Raw genomic sequence first — 14,235 nt, 5'->3', positions numbered from 1 at the left:
GTTTCCCCCCTCAGACCGTGGCGCGGACGCGAGCCCGCTCAAGCGCGCGGCGCAGCATGATACCGGCCATCTTGGTGCGGTATTCGGCAGGCCCGCGCATGTCGGACGCCGGATTGGTGATCGCTTCGGCTGCAGCAACAGCCGCGTTCACGGTCGCAGCATCAAGCGTGCTGCCAACCAGAATCCGGCCGGCCTCGGCCGCCCAGAGCGGCGTTTCCGATACGTTGGTGAGGCCGATCGAGGCGCTGGTGCAGGTGCCGGCCGCCATGGTGATGACAACAGCCGCCGCCGCAGTCGCATAGTCTCCGACCTTGCGCTTGAGTTTCTCATAGCCATAGCCATGACCCGCTGGCGGGACCGGAATGCGAATTTCGGTAAGGATTTCGCCTGGCGCCAGAGCGGTCTCGTAGGCACCGAGATAGAAATCCCGCGCCGAGACTTCACGGTGGCCGCCGGTGCCGGTGAGCTGATAGCTGGCCCCGAGACACTGCATAAGAGCCGGCATATCATTGCCCGGATCACCATTGGCGCAATTGCCGCCGATCGTTCCCTTGTAGCGGATCTGCGGATCGGCGATGACGAGGGCGGTCTCGCGCAGAATCGGAACGAGATCTGTGAGCAAGGTGCTGTTGATGACCGCATGTTGCGTGGTCATCGCGCCGATGACGACGTGATCGCCCACATGCTCCAGACGACGCAGTCCCTCAATGGCCGCAAGATCGACCAGATGCTCGGGCGCCGAAAGCCGCGTCTTCATCAGCGGTATCAGACTGTGACCGCCGGCGAGCGGTCGCGCATCCTCGCCCAGTTGCAGCAAAAGCGCGACAGCACTTTCGACCGTCGTCGGCCGGTGGTAATCGAATGTTCCTGGTATCATCCGTCGCTCCTCCCAAAGCTTCGTCTCGAACAGCAGAGACCGACCCTCCCGGCCCCCATGTTTCCTGTGTGCAGCAGGCGATGATTGTTCCCGCTAGACAACGGCAAGCACACCAAACGCCCGGATTTGCACGAAATGCAAAGCCATGCGCACGAAATGCGGCAGGAGAGCTGACCTAACTTTCGGCAGGAGATCCGCTGTTCGTGGCTTCCTTGTAGGTGGCCAGTTCAGAGCGAAAGGCAGCCAGCCTCGACCGGCTGATAGGCACCGTGCGCCTGACAGGCGTATCGAGTTCGACCACGCCTGAATCCCCGGCTTTCTTGATGCGGACAACGAAGGAGAGGTTGACGATATAGCTGCGATGGATGCGGGGAAACAACGCCTCGGGCAGGCGTGCCGCGATGTCGGAGATGGAAAGAGGACAGAAGAGGTCGTCACGACCATTGAAGATATAGGTGTAATGCGCGTTGGAATGAACCGACGCGATGTCGTCAGCGGCGATGTGAAAGCGCTTGCCGTTCTTTTCGATCGGCAACAGGAGATCACCTGCAAATAGGGCCTCGGCAAGGGTTGCGGGATCGGCGAGCGCAGGGCCGGTGTCGGTCGCTCCCTGTATGGCGTCCGGCGTGCCCGGCTCAGAACCGTCCGGAGAGAGAGCATTCGGTTGCATGGCATCCGGCGCAGCACCCGCCAGGCGCAATGCGGTATCGCTGCGCGCATCCTTCTCTTCCACCGGGATCAGTGCCAGCATGAAGACGGCGGAGATGGCACAGGCAACCACGCTGACGATGGTGGCCAGTATGTCGCTGGATATCAGGGATTTCGTGTTTTCGATCTCTGCTTGCGCCAGATGCAGGGTCGTCCCCGCCATCGCCATATAGTGCATGCCCGATACCGCACAGCCGAGCACAACGGCACAGAGAAACAGCGGCGGCCGCCGCTCGGCGGAAAAGGCCAGCCAGAGCGCAAGGCCTGACGCAGCGACGGCGATCACGATGCTGGCCAAGGCATAGGTCGGATTGTGCGTGAGATGAAAGACCGAATGCACGGCAGTCATGCCGACATAATGCATGGTGGTGATGCCAATACCCATCAGCACGGCGGCGATCACCAACAGGCGTTGCGAGCGCAGGCTCGCCAGGTAGACCGCGACGCCAGTGACGAGACTACAAATGAGAAATGAGAGAAGCGTCGGCAGGACGGCATAGTCGATCGCGACAGAGGTCTTGATCGCCAGCATACCGACGAAATGCATGCTCCAGATGCCCACCGAAAGCGTGATCGCCGAGCCTGCAATCAGCAGGCGACGCCGGTTTGCAAAGGCGCCGGGGATGAGAAGCGCAAGGCTGATGCCGACATAACCGGCCTGAATTGCCACCACGACCGACAGGGCGACGAGAATCGGGCTGTAGCTGAACGATGTGGTGAGTTCCGTCATTGCGGTCTTTACAACCTTTAAAGGAGCAGACGCACCGCTCACGTGTTGCCACGTGCGGATCCATACTGCGACATTTCGCTGAACTGCTTTCGGCGCGCCTCCCAGCGACCCGGCATCACTGTATCCATTCGCCGGACGATTTGTCGAGCCAGGTGGCAGGCATTGCTGAAGCCGCCGGCTGTGGCGAGGAGACCTTTGCGTGGCAATTTGATGGCTTTGATTTTGTTTGGGCTTCCGGTGCTGCTGCTTCGGTTGGGCACGCAGGTGGCCAAGAGATCCAGGCACAAGCCTCGATGCCACATAGGCCGTTGCCGAGATGACCGTCGTCAACACGAATGCCTTAACCGACGAAGACGGAACGCCAACTGTCGCCTATCTTGGCGATGTTCCGGATGAAGCGCACGGTTTGGACCCACCCGCGACATCTGCCCGATCACGGACCTTTCGTGTGGGCGCGCCTATAAAAGCCCACTGCACCTGCAGTGTTGTTTCAATACAAAGCGGGTCAACCTTCCAGGCTGCCCCTGATCACGACGCTTGGCTGGATCTTGACGTGCTCCGATCGTGTGCGGCCATTGATGCGGCTCAGCATCAGGTCAGCGACCGTTTTCCCAAGATGGGCCGTGTCTTGCTCGATACTTGACAGGTTGACCAAGGGCAACATCGCAACGCTGGAGTTGTCATATCCGATCAGCGCCAATTCCGTCGGTACGCCGATCTTCTGCTCATATGCCTCGGCAAGGAAAGGGATCGCATCCATGTCGGACCAAACGAACACGGCGCGCGGCCTGTCTTTTGCGCGCAGCAGTGCTGATATCGCCGCAACGCATGACTGCTCTCGAGGAGCCGCAGCACAAAGGGATTGGTCAGTTCGACGACCAGGATACCCACCGTGTAGGTTCTGCCCCGCATCCCCCGTGCCGCCGTGGATGGACGATATTTGAGGTTCTCGATCGCATGCTCGACCTTCAGCCGCAAGGCATCCGACACGCCATAGGCATTGCGCAAGACCTTCGAGACTGCAGCGACGGAGACGCCAGCATGTGGAACAGCATATGCAAAACCGGAATATCGAGGAGGCAACGGTGTTCCAGTGGGAGGAAAAACATGGACGCGCACAACACATCAGAACCGCAGCAATCGATTGGGCTTCGCCGTTTCGCTAAGGCGGATATGATCGCCCCGGTCTGTGACTGTTGATTTGCACTGAGAGCTGACCCGCCGTTTCGATATCGTTTGTGTCTGTGGTGGTGGTCAAGTTCCTGCGTTTCTCCTTTGTCGTTTTGGGTTCGTGCGCTGAACTATTCTTGAATCGGAAGCTGTCGTTTCCAGTCTCAAGGATGTGGCAGTGATGCGTGAGGCGGTCGAGCAGCGCTGTTGTCATCTTGGCAACCGGCGAAAGGGGGCTGATCAATGTCTGCCGGGAGTTGTTACGTTGACATCTCGCTCCATATAAGTGGGCGGAATAGCCATGCGGCGCGCGCGGCGGAAGCGGCTTTTCGAGATCGGCTGCGTCGCTGATCGCAGTGAAGGAGGCTTCGAATGACATCGCGTTGGATATGGATTTTCTCCCAGATCGCCCGTCGGATCTGGTTTCGCGCGTCGTTGTTTTCCGTTCTCGCCATCGCGACCGCATTGGTCGCAATTCTCATTCGCCCCTACATACCGAACGATCTTCCGACGAAGATCGGCGCAGACGCCGTCGACAATATTCTGGGCATTATTGCCTCCAGCATGCTGGCGGTGACGACGTTTTCGCTGAGCACCATGGTGTCAGCCTATTCTGCGGCGACAAGCAACGTCACCCCCCGTGCAACACGACTGGTCATGGAGGACACCACGACCCAGAATGTGCTCGCCACCTTCGTGGGTTCCTTCCTGTTCAGTCTTGTCGGTATCATCGCGCTGAGCACGGGCGCTTATGGGGAGAGTGGGAGAGTTGTTCTTTTCGTCGTGACGATTGCCGTGATCATTCTCATTGTCGTGACGTTGTTGCGGTGGATCGATCACCTGTCCCGTTTGGGACGCGTGACCGAAACCACCGAACGGGTGGAAAAAGTGACGATCAGCGCAATGCGCTCGCGGCGCCAGAGACCTTATCTCGGTTGCCAGCCTCTGATGTGCATTGCTGACGATGTGCCCAAAACGGCGATTCCGGTATTCGTATCGAAGATTGGGTATGTCCAGCATCTCGATACCGGGGAGCTGTCGATGATCGCGAAGAACGGCAACGGACGGGTCTTCGTCCGTGCGATCCCGGGGCAGCTCATCGACCCGACACGACCGGTAGCGTGGTTTGAAGGGTTGAAAGAGGATCAGGAAGAAAAGGTTCGCAGTTGCTTTTCGATCGGCGACACACGCTCGTTCGATCAAGACCCTCGTTTCGGCGCGTCGGTTCTGGCAGAGATTGCCTCACGGGCGCTGTCCCCTGCTGTCAACGATCCGGGCACCGCCATTGATGTAATTTCCCGGGCAATGCGTGTTCTTGCCGTCTGGGTGGAGCCCAATCCCGACATCGAAAACGAAATCCTCTATCCGAACGTCTATGTGCCGCCCCTCGACATTGCCGATCTGTTCGACGACCTCTTCACCCCGATCGCGCGCGACGGAGCAGGGATCGTCGAGGTTGGGCTGCGGCTCCAGAAGACATTTCAGACGCTGGCAAAATTCGACAGGGATCGGTTCAGGAAGAATGCCATGCGGCACTCTGTCGAGGCCCTCCATCGTGCAGAACTCGGCTTGGCATTCAAGGGTGACAAGGAACGCATCAGACTTGCCGCCGGTGCTGTCGGGTCAGAGGAAGCCTAGGGCTGGCCGCAAGAAAGCCTGTCGTTTCTCCTTTTCTCCGCTCGGGAAAGCGCGTGTGGAAATCTTTTGGGAACAAAACATGCCCGGCGGCTTTTGCCCTTTACACGCAAAGGAGGCTTCGATGACGGAATCCAAACGATCATGCGCAACCAGGGAATTGTTGGCTGCATCAGCAATGACGCTTTTCCTTAGCTTTTCTTCAAGTCCGGTGTTTGCCCAGAATGCCGAGCCAGACTGCATGGTGAAACCGGGAAATGAAACTCACAAGAGCCTCAGCAGCAAGCTGGACGACTGCAACAGCGTGCTTGAACCGCCCGAGGTCGGCGATGGAGAGATCGTTGCTCCTGTAAAACAGACCGGGACGATGCCCGTTTTGAAACCCGGTGATCTGCCTGACGACAAAAACCCTGACACGCAAAAATAGACAGACAGAAACAGCGTCCCGCAGCCTGCTTCACGAGCGGGCACTGGGGCCGCTCTGGAGTTTCAATACGGGGCATTGTGACGTTATAAACGCCCCCCGCCCCCTTGGACTGCCACATCGTGAATGCGGTTTCCATGTCGCTCATACCTTGCAGGTCTGGATGCCGAGGATGGAATACATGGGACAGGTTCGCATCACCGCGGTGACGCCAGAAGAAGTCCCAATGCTGTCGCGCCCTACTTTACGCCGATGACCAGACGCACGAGCCGGTCTGCAGTCCCACATTCACTGCCATTTTCTCCATGCTCCTGTGATGATGCCCAACGTCAACCTGGCCCCAGCACAAGGGGATCATCCCGCCGATTTGGAATGCTCGAATGGGTCTGGATGGTGCGCTGGTCGCTCAAGGCCTCTTTGGATATCGGCCGATTGAACCGCCCGCATATTGATCTGGATCAGCACTCGCGAGCATAAATACGTGTAGCCTGTCTCAATCACCCAGTCGGGTGTGCCCGGACAGGAGACAATCATGAGTGTTCATATCGGCGACGTTGCGCCGAATTTCACTGCGGATACCACGACTGGTATCATCGATTTTTATGACTGAATCGGCAACGACTGGGTATTCTTTTTCAGCCATCCCGGCGACTTCACGCCGGTCTGTACCACGGAGATCGGTCGCACCGCGCAACTCGCCGAAGCGTTCACCAAGCGTCACGTCAAGCCGCTCGGCCTGTCCACGGATCGGGTCGATCAACAACGACGAGGCCAGGACGCTTTTCCCGCAGGGCTGGACGGAAATACGCCCGTCTCTGCGACACCACGACACTCTGAGCGACTGACGCAAGCCAACTGCGCCGTTTGCGCAGTCGGCTGGGCCAGACCATCCTGATCCGAGGCACCTTTCCTGCTCGGCGATTCTCTTTCCGGCCTTTACCGGGCCTGAAGGGCAGCGTCTCTCCCAGCCTTGGGCCACCCCGCTGACAATTGCAGAGGGAATTTTAGAAGAAGCGTATAAATAAGCTCAATCACATGCGCTTTCATGGTGCGCGACGGATCAGAGGATAAAATGACCGAAGGACAGGACCCCGATCTGCCGCTTGAGATCATCGCGAAGAATTCAGCGGTCGCTGTACCTTCGAGGTGGCGCTTCCGTGCTCGGTATTTTTTAGTGCTTCTGGTGCCTGTCCTGATGTTTTCCGGCGCCGTGATCGGGATGTACTTCCAGCCGCCTGCGTTGCAGAAGTTTTACGCGTTGACGGGGTTGCAGCCCGGCGCCGGATCGGCGTCACCCATCGCGCTTCCACCGGAAATCATTCTTCCAAAAGACATGGCCGAAACCATGCGCACCTCTGATGTCGTCGGCCTTGCGCGACTGATGCCGCGCGGCGACATATCCTATGTGGCACCTCCCTATGGAGCCGGCGATGCCCGCGTGGCCGAAATTCTCGTGACCGAGAGCGACGTGGTGAAGCAAGGCGCGATGGTTGCTCGCCTGGACAATCAGGGGCAACTGGAAAGCGCCATACTTCTGGCCGAGGCCAATCTCGCTGTGCGGCAGGCGACGGTGGTGCAAACGCGCGCCGTGATCGAGAACAGTCGCAACGAGGCGCTCGCCAGCCTGGCACAGGCACAATCCGTTGCAGCCGAGGCGACAGCGAACCTGTCGCGGACCAACGATCTTTCCGCGCACGGCGTGACAACTCAGTCTGCGCTCGACGCAGCCATTGCTGCTGAACGACAGGCCACGGCTGCTGTCGAGAAGGCCGAGGCGACACTGGCCCGCTATGCCTCCGCCAAGGTGGAGGACCAACCCGATGTCATCGTGGCCAGCCGCAATCTGGAAGCGGCGCAGGCCGAGTTGGCGCGGGCTCGCAATGATCTCATTCGCTCTGCCGTTGTCGCGCCGATCAGCGGGACGGTGCTGAACATTCATGCAAGGCCGGGACAACGGCCACCGACCGAAGGTCTCATGGAAATCGGAGACACCAGCCAGATGATGGCAGAGGTCGAGATTTACCAGGACCGCATCTCGATCGTCGAGATCGGGCAGCCCGTCGAACTGGTGGCGGCTGCCCTGAACCGCACCCTGCAGGGCCGCGTTGCCACCATTGGACTGACAGTTGGTCGGCAAGGCCTGCTGTCGGACGACACAGCGGCCAACACCGATGCGCGGGTGATCCGGGTCATGGTCGAGCTTGACGAGGCCTCGTCCGTCATCGCCGCGCGTTTCACCAATCTCGAAGTCATCGCCCGTATCGATACCGACATCCATGTCTTGGCAAAACCATGAGCCAGCTGCTTCAGGCCCTGTTCGGTCGGCTTCCCATCGGCTGGTTGCAGCTGACCCACAACCGCACCCGATTTGCCGCTGCCCTCGCCGGCGTGGCGTTCGCCAATGTGCTGGTCTTTGTGCAACTGGGCATCATGAACTCAATGGCGACCGCCACCTTGAAGCCCTACAGTTTCTTTCAGGCTGACATCATGATCTCCGCCCCGGACGCCAATTCGATGACGGAAGGCAGCAACGTGGCGCGGCAGTGGATGTACCAGGCCATGGCCGATCGAGATGTCGTCGCCGGCACGGGGCTTTTCGTCGCCAGTGTCTCATGGCAACGGGCCGACAAGGCATTAGGCCTGACCACCTACGGCGTTGATCCAACGCAACCGGTTTTCCTGTCACCCGAAATGGCAAAGCCGGCATCCACGCTACAACTGCCCAATTCTGGCATTCTGGACCGCTTCACGCGAGGCCTGCCACGGGACGAAACAGCGGCAATCAGGCCGCAAAGCCCCCTTTCATTCGAGGCCAACGGCATAACGCTGACACTCTATGACACGTTTGCAGGCGGCGGTGGCTTTGGCGGCGACGGGTTTATGATGGTCTCGGACCAAACATTCCTCTTGCAGTTTCCGGCCCGAAGTTCCGGCGCTCCAGATCATATTCTGCTGCAGCTGGCGCCCGGCGCCGATCCCGATGTGGTGGCCGCACGGCTTCGCGATGTTGTATCGGACAAATCCCTGCGCATACGAAGTTACGCGAAGGCCGCAGATGAGGATCTCCGCTACCAGCAGACAAAACGCCCGACCGGGATCATATTCGGTTTTGGTGTCATTATCGGCGTGCTCGTCGGGATCGTCATCGTCTATCAGGTGCTATCCACCGATGTGGCTGACCATCTGAGCGAATACGCGACCTTCAAAGCCATGGGCTATGGGCAGGGATTTTTCCTGAGCATTGTTTTCGAAGAGGCGCTGGTCCTCGGGGTGCTGGGCTTTCTCCCCGGCTTTGCTGTTGCCAACCTGCTGCTTTTGGCAATGGCCAGTGCCACGACCCTGCCGCTTGCAATGACCGCCGGCATGGCCGTGACGGTCTTCATCGGCACGGTTGTCGCCTGTTCGCTATCCGGGGCAATCGCCACCCGCCGGCTGGTCGCAGCCGACCCCGCTGACCTGTTCTAGGGAGCGCAATATGGCCGAGGATATTCCAGTCGACGTGAGCGGCCTGAACCATTGGTTCGGCAGGGGCGAGGCCCGCAAGCAGGCCCTTTTCAATGTGAACCTCAAAGTCGCGCAAGGCTCGCTGACGGTCTTGGTCGGCCCCTCTGGCTCCGGCAAGACCACGTTGCTGACCCTTGCAGGCTGTCTGCGCGATGTGCAGGAAGGCTCGATCAGGCTACTCGGACAGGAGTTGAAGGGTGCACAATCGGACCTGCAAAAGACGCTGCGGCGCAGACTGGGGTTTATATTTCAGGCGCACAACCTGCATGGAAGCCTGACAGCGTTACAAAATGTGCTGATGGGGTTGCAGGTGCATGGGCGGGCTGATCCCGAACTTCAGGCGAAGGCGGCGCGACACACGCTGACGTTGCTGGGTCTTGGCGATCGTATACATTATCTTCCTGACAACTTGTCAGGCGGCCAGAAACAGCGCGTCGCGGTAGCCCGCGCGCTGGTCGGCAACCCCGACGTGGTCTTTGCCGACGAACCCACAGCGGCCCTTGATCGCGAAAGCGGCGCGACTGTGGTGCAGATGCTCAAGCGGCTCGGGCAAGTGCGGGGAACCACAACTGTCATGGTCACGCACGACAACCGGATTCTGGAACTGGCCGACCGTATCGTGACGCTCGAGGACGGCCGCATCGTCAACGACACGGCACCGTGATAAGGATCCGATATAAGCTCTTTTGGCATGTGGACCGCTGAACGCGGGTTATTTGGGTCGCGTGGGATAGCAACAATTTATCGACCTATCGCAAGGATGGCAATTCGGTCTGCCGTTCCGCCGCAAGCGCCAATCGGGCCAGCGCCGGCAGTGATTTCGAGCCTGTCTTGGTCATGATCGACGCCCGATGGTTTTCGACTGTACGCTGACTGATACAGAGATCAGCGGCGATGTTCTTGCTGGGATGGCCCGCAAGCACCAATTCCATGATCTCCTTCTGCCGCAGGGTGAGCGAAGCAATCAGCTTTGCTGAATCCTGGTGCCATGTTGCGCGTTTGCTTTCATCCCTGGATTGCTCGAGCGAATGGTCGATGCAGTCCAGAAGCTCGGCGTGCTTTATCGGTTTTTCGATAAAGTCTGATGCACCTGCTTTCATCGCGTTGACAACCATTGCGACGTCGCTGTTTCCGGTCATCATGATCGACTGGATGTGACGGCCGTTCTGCTGCAGCCTTTGCAGCAATTCAAGACCGTTCATGCCCGGGAGATAGCCGTCGACAAGGAGACAACCCTCGTCTCTCGGATGGCCGGCGTTCAGAAACTCTTCGCAGCTCGAATAGGTTTCGACAGGAAGACCATGTTTCTCGATCACAAGCCGCAAGGTTTGCAGCAGGTCGTCATCATCGTCGATGACGAAAACCGTATTGGCGACATCACCACTCTCAGGAACCAACAACGGCTCAGGCGCAGCTGAATCGACTTTCGCCATGAGCAGCTTTTGAATGGCTTGCTCGACATCGCTCAATCTGACCGGTTTGGCCAGACGAATGAGGTTCATGCCCGTGACGTCGTTCAATGTCTTGTTTGAAATATCGCCGGTCAAAATGATCGCGGGAACGTCGCGCCCCAGTTCCTGCCTCAGCTTCATCACGACCTGCATACCGTTCATGCCGCCGGGCATGTTGTAGTCTGCCAGGATGAGTTCAGGCGTCATCTTCTGTTTCGCGACGAGGGTTATCGCCGCAGGACCATCCTGTGCTGTCGAAACACTGTGCCCCTCGTCGGTCAGAAGCTGATCCAGCAGATCCCTAACCTCCGGATCATCCTCGATGACCAGAATGGAAATCGCCTGATTTCGACCCAAGGGGGGGATTTCAGTGGTCGGGATCGGCTCGACCGCCGTTTCGACGGGCGTCGTTGATTTTGCAACCGTTGCCTCGATCGCAAAAACCGATCCTTTGGACAGGCGGGACTTCACCCGGACATGATGCCCCAGCAGAGCGCCAAGCCGCTGGACAATCGACAGGCCCAGTCCGAGCCCCTTGCTGCGCTCCCGGGCATCGTTGTCCAGTTGGTGATACTCGTCGAAGATGGCTTGGAGCTCGGTCGCGGGAATGCCGATGCCTGTATCCCAGATTTCGATGCTCAGGATGCCGCCGCGGCGGCGGCAGCCGAGGAGGACTTTGCCGCTTTTGGTATATTTGAAAGCATTTGACAGGAGGTTCCGAACCATCTGGCCGAGCAACTGCGGATCGGTTCGCACGACAACACTGCAATCCACCACCCTCAAATCCAGGCCCTTGGCCTGTGCCGTCACACCGAACTCGGCGCGCAGCTCCGTCAACAGGTCCTGAATCCCGAAATCCGATATGTGCGCCTGGACGATGCCGGCTTCGATCTGGTTGATATCCAGAAGGGCATTCAGCATGCCGGACATCGAACCCAATGTATCGCCGAGGCGGGCCAGAAGGCCTTGCGATTTTTCGCCCTCGACCTTGCGGACAAGAAGGCCCTGAAGCAGGCTGAGGGTCTGGAGCGGTTGTCGAAGATCGTGGCTGGCGGCCGCAAGAAAACGGGATTTAGCCGCATTGGCGAGATCGGCCTGGCGTTTCGCCACCTCGAGCGCATCCGCATTGTGGCGCTGTTCGGTGATGTCGACGAAGGTGATCACAACACCCTCGACGCTATTGTCCTCGCCAAGATAGGGCAGGATGCGCCGCATGTACCATGTGCCGTTTCTGGATTCGATCTCGTGCTCAAGAGGCCTGTGGTTCTTCAGAACCGTTGCGGCGTCGGTGAGTAAAGTGGTGTCGACGGCTAGCGAGCTGAGATCGGCAAGCGGTCGGCCGATGTCGCCGGGAATGACCTTGAACAGCGACTTCGTGGCCGGCGTGAAAAAACGGATATTGAGATCCTCGTCGAGAAAAAGGGTCGCAACCGCCGTGCTGTACAGAACGTTCTGAAGATCGTTTGCCGTCGTTCTCTGCCGCTCCAGTGTTTCCTGCAACTGGCCGTTCAATGCCGTCAGTTCCTCGTTCAGCGACTGGAGCTCCTCCTTCGAGGTCAACAGCTCCTCGTTGGTAGACTGGTACTCCTCGTTGAACGACGCACCTTCCTCGTTGATGGCTTTCTGCTCTTCGCCGGAGATTTCCAGGTTGCGGATAGCGCCGTTCAACTCGGCCTTCGTGACCTCGAGTTCGTTCTCGAGTTCGGCAATTCTTCCGCCATCGGCAGGCAGCCCTGCAACCCCTGTCCGGATTGCCTTGCCGACCGGTTCATCGACGAAGCAAATGAGGAAAAGGTCCTGCCCCTCGCTCGACACCGGCTCCACATGGATGCTGAACGCAGTTTCGGTATCGCGCGCGTTCATCTTGCCCCCGGAGGAAATGATCCGCGTTTTCTGTTGACCGGCTCGCTGGATTGCAGATCGAAGCTTCGTCTGCAGCGCTCTCGGCAACATCGACATGACATCGTGGGTCGGGTGTCCGGAGGGCAGCGTGAGGTATCGATTGATCGCTCCCAGCGTATAGAGAATGTCGTGCTTCTTGTTGATCAGCACGGCTGCGGGCGCGTAATTGTCCATCACCAGCTGCTTGCAAAGATTTGCTAGAATGGCTTGCTGTGACAGGGCAACACCCGGACCTGTTCCCCCAGAGGGTCGGGAACCCTCGGTGGGGCTGAGGGAAAACAGCAGCTCCCCGGGACGGCTTCTGCCGATATGGCGATAGAGCCGTTCGGATTTCGAGATCGTCTCGAAACGCCCATCCGCCTTGCCGACGGTCTCGGAACTTCCAAGCAGGAGGATACCGCCCTCGCGCAGCGCGAAATGGAACAGAGAGATAACCTTGGCCTGCGCCTCCGGCCCGAGATAAATCAAAAGATTGCGACAGGAAACCATATCGATGCGCGAAAACGGCGGATCGGCCAGCACGTCCTGTTCGGTAAAGACCACCATGGCCCGCAATTCCGGCAGGATGCGATAGCCATGCTCGTCTCGCGAGAAAAACCGCGTCAGCCGATCTTTCGAGACATCCGCAGCGATCGTCTCGGGATAAACGCCCTCGCGGGCCGTTGCAATTGCGTCGGCATCGACATCCGATGCAAAGACCTGAAGTTTTATGCCTGGGTTTATCTCAGCGATAGCCTCGCGGAAAAGCATGGCGATCGAGTAGGCCTCTTCACCGGAACTGCAGCCGGCAATCCAGATCCTGATCGGCCGATCCGGTGAATGCGCTTTCACGAGTTCCGGCACCGTCTTGAGTGCAAGCAGATCGAAGATCTGCTTGTCGCGGAAAAAGCTGGTGACGTTGATGAGAAGATCCTTGGAGAGGTTTTCGAGTTCCGTCTGATCATTCTGAAGACGGGTCAGATAGTCTGGAAAATCGCCGACCGGAATGGCGAGTAGCCCCATCCGGCGCTCCACGCGACGCTTCAATGTTCCCTGCTTGTAGGACCTGAAATCATGCGAGGTTTTGGACCGAACGAGATCAATGATCTGGTCCAGAAACGATAGGGACAGGGAAGAGGTCGAGCGGCTTGTTTCGTTCAGGTTTTCAGGGGGCCTGGCACGTTCGGCGTTCTGTCTGCTGGAATATTCCAGAAGAGCATTCGGTATATCTGCAACTGGCAGGACATTGTCGACCATACCGGTCATCACGGCACTGTGCGGCATCCCGTCATAGGCCGCCTCTTCCGGTTTCTGCACGATGACCAGGCCACCGCTCTTTCTGATCTCAACAAGTCCTGAACTGCCGTCCGCGCCTGTTCCGGAGAGCACCACGCACATTGCCCGGTCTCCGGCGTCGTCGGCCAATGTGCGCAACAGGAAGTCGAAAGGCAGCCGGACGCGTTGCTGGCCAGAAGGTCGCGACATCCGCAGGATCCCTTTCTCGATCGTCAGGTAGGTCCCCGGCGCGATAACGTAGAAATGCTCCCGTTCGACGATGGTGCCATCAACCGCTTCTGAAACGGCCAAGGTCGTGTGGCTGGCCAGCAGATCGACGATGAGGCTCTGATGCGATGGATCAAGATGCTGGACGAAGATGAACGCCATGCCCGTCTTCGGCGGCAGCGCCTTGAGAAACGCACGGCATGCGTCAAGGCCCCCGGCGGACGCCCCGATAGCCACAATGGGAGCAGGGATTGGCACGGAAAGGCGCCCGGGCACCTCATCTGTGCGAGAACCTGATTGCGGCGAGGCCGCATTCACGTCACGTGTGCGGCTGGCGGTCATCGTCACATTC

11 protein-coding genes and 2 pseudogenes are annotated in these 14,235 nt (G+C 58.8%); 6 read left to right on the top strand and 7 right to left on the bottom strand.

The genetic code is table 11. The features are described 5' to 3' along the window. Positions 1–10 precede the first annotated feature (10 nt). The 4 genes and pseudogenes from AX760_RS06445 to AX760_RS28130 form a co-directional block, all read right to left on the bottom strand. Positions 11–877, bottom strand: a complete 867-nt coding sequence (locus AX760_RS06445) for an FAD binding domain-containing protein (protein WP_071832170.1) — start codon at positions 875–877, stop codon at positions 11–13. 175 nt (positions 878–1,052) lie between these two features. Then, on the bottom strand, positions 1,053–2,315 hold the full coding sequence (locus AX760_RS06440; RefSeq protein ID WP_071832169.1) for an MHYT domain-containing protein: 1,263 nt from the start codon (positions 2,313–2,315) through the stop codon (positions 1,053–1,055). 505 nt (positions 2,316–2,820) lie between these two features. After that, positions 2,821–3,398, bottom strand: a pseudogene (locus AX760_RS06430) (substrate-binding domain-containing protein). A gap of 79 nt (positions 3,399–3,477) precedes the next feature. Next, positions 3,478–3,705 (bottom strand): annotated as a pseudogene (locus tag AX760_RS28130) (ATP-binding protein); the annotation flags it as partial. A 152-nt stretch (positions 3,706–3,857) separates the two neighbouring features. On the opposite strand from AX760_RS28130, the gene AX760_RS06420 reads away from it, so the two are divergent. Together AX760_RS06420 and AX760_RS06415 are read left to right on the top strand one after the other, a co-directional pair. After that, positions 3,858–5,123: a DUF2254 domain-containing protein gene (locus AX760_RS06420; RefSeq protein WP_071832167.1), complete on the top strand. Its 1,266-nt coding sequence runs from the start codon at positions 3,858–3,860 to the stop codon at positions 5,121–5,123. A gap of 121 nt (positions 5,124–5,244) precedes the next feature. Further along, positions 5,245–5,547 (top strand): hypothetical protein, encoded by a 303-nt coding sequence (locus AX760_RS06415; protein ID WP_071832189.1) that lies wholly within the window; start codon positions 5,245–5,247, stop codon positions 5,545–5,547. Positions 5,548–5,688: 141 nt separating this feature from the next. On the opposite strand, the gene AX760_RS28125 is transcribed toward AX760_RS06415, so the two are convergent. Both AX760_RS28125 and AX760_RS27615 read right to left on the bottom strand, forming a co-directional pair. Continuing rightward, positions 5,689–5,832 (bottom strand): YgaP family membrane protein, encoded by a 144-nt coding sequence (locus AX760_RS28125; RefSeq protein WP_083531091.1) that lies wholly within the window; start codon positions 5,830–5,832, stop codon positions 5,689–5,691. 205 nt (positions 5,833–6,037) lie between these two features. Beyond that, positions 6,038–6,304, bottom strand: a complete 267-nt coding sequence (locus AX760_RS27615) for a hypothetical protein (protein WP_245294948.1) — start codon at positions 6,302–6,304, stop codon at positions 6,038–6,040. Here AX760_RS27615 and AX760_RS27610 point away from each other — a divergent pair. The 4 genes from AX760_RS27610 to AX760_RS06390 all read left to right on the top strand — a co-directional run bounded on the left by AX760_RS27610 (position 6,221) and on the right by AX760_RS06390 (position 9,712). Next, on the top strand, positions 6,221–6,439 hold the full coding sequence (locus tag AX760_RS27610; RefSeq protein WP_245294951.1) for a hypothetical protein: 219 nt from the start codon (positions 6,221–6,223) through the stop codon (positions 6,437–6,439). The genes AX760_RS27615 and AX760_RS27610 overlap by 84 nt on opposite strands. Before the next feature lie 177 nt (positions 6,440–6,616). Further along, positions 6,617–7,840 carry an efflux RND transporter periplasmic adaptor subunit gene (locus AX760_RS06400; protein WP_071832166.1) on the top strand — a complete coding sequence of 408 codons (1,224 nt, stop codon included), beginning with the start codon at positions 6,617–6,619 and terminating at the stop codon, positions 7,838–7,840. Continuing rightward, entirely contained in the window at positions 7,837–9,009 is a 1,173-nt protein-coding gene (locus AX760_RS06395; protein ID WP_071832165.1) for an FtsX-like permease family protein, read from the top strand. The genes AX760_RS06400 and AX760_RS06395 overlap by 4 nt, the downstream gene beginning before the upstream one ends. Positions 9,010–9,019: 10 nt before the next feature. Next, the gene (locus AX760_RS06390) at positions 9,020–9,712 is read left to right on the top strand and encodes an ATP-binding cassette domain-containing protein (RefSeq protein ID WP_071832164.1); all 693 of its coding nucleotides are present in this window, start codon (positions 9,020–9,022) and stop codon (positions 9,710–9,712) included. Between the two features lie 85 nt (positions 9,713–9,797). On the opposite strand, the gene AX760_RS06385 is transcribed toward AX760_RS06390, so the two are convergent. Continuing rightward, complete coding sequence (locus AX760_RS06385) at positions 9,798–14,225, bottom strand: CheR family methyltransferase (protein ID WP_083531089.1); 4,428 nt, start codon at positions 14,223–14,225, stop codon at positions 9,798–9,800. Between the last annotated feature and the right edge of the window lie 10 nt (positions 14,226–14,235).

Origin of the sequence: Pararhizobium antarcticum (assembly GCF_001885585.1) — a bacterium.
Classification (GTDB): domain Bacteria; phylum Pseudomonadota; class Alphaproteobacteria; order Rhizobiales; family Rhizobiaceae; genus Pararhizobium; species Pararhizobium antarcticum.
This window is presented reverse-complemented; position numbering and strand designations above follow the sequence as displayed.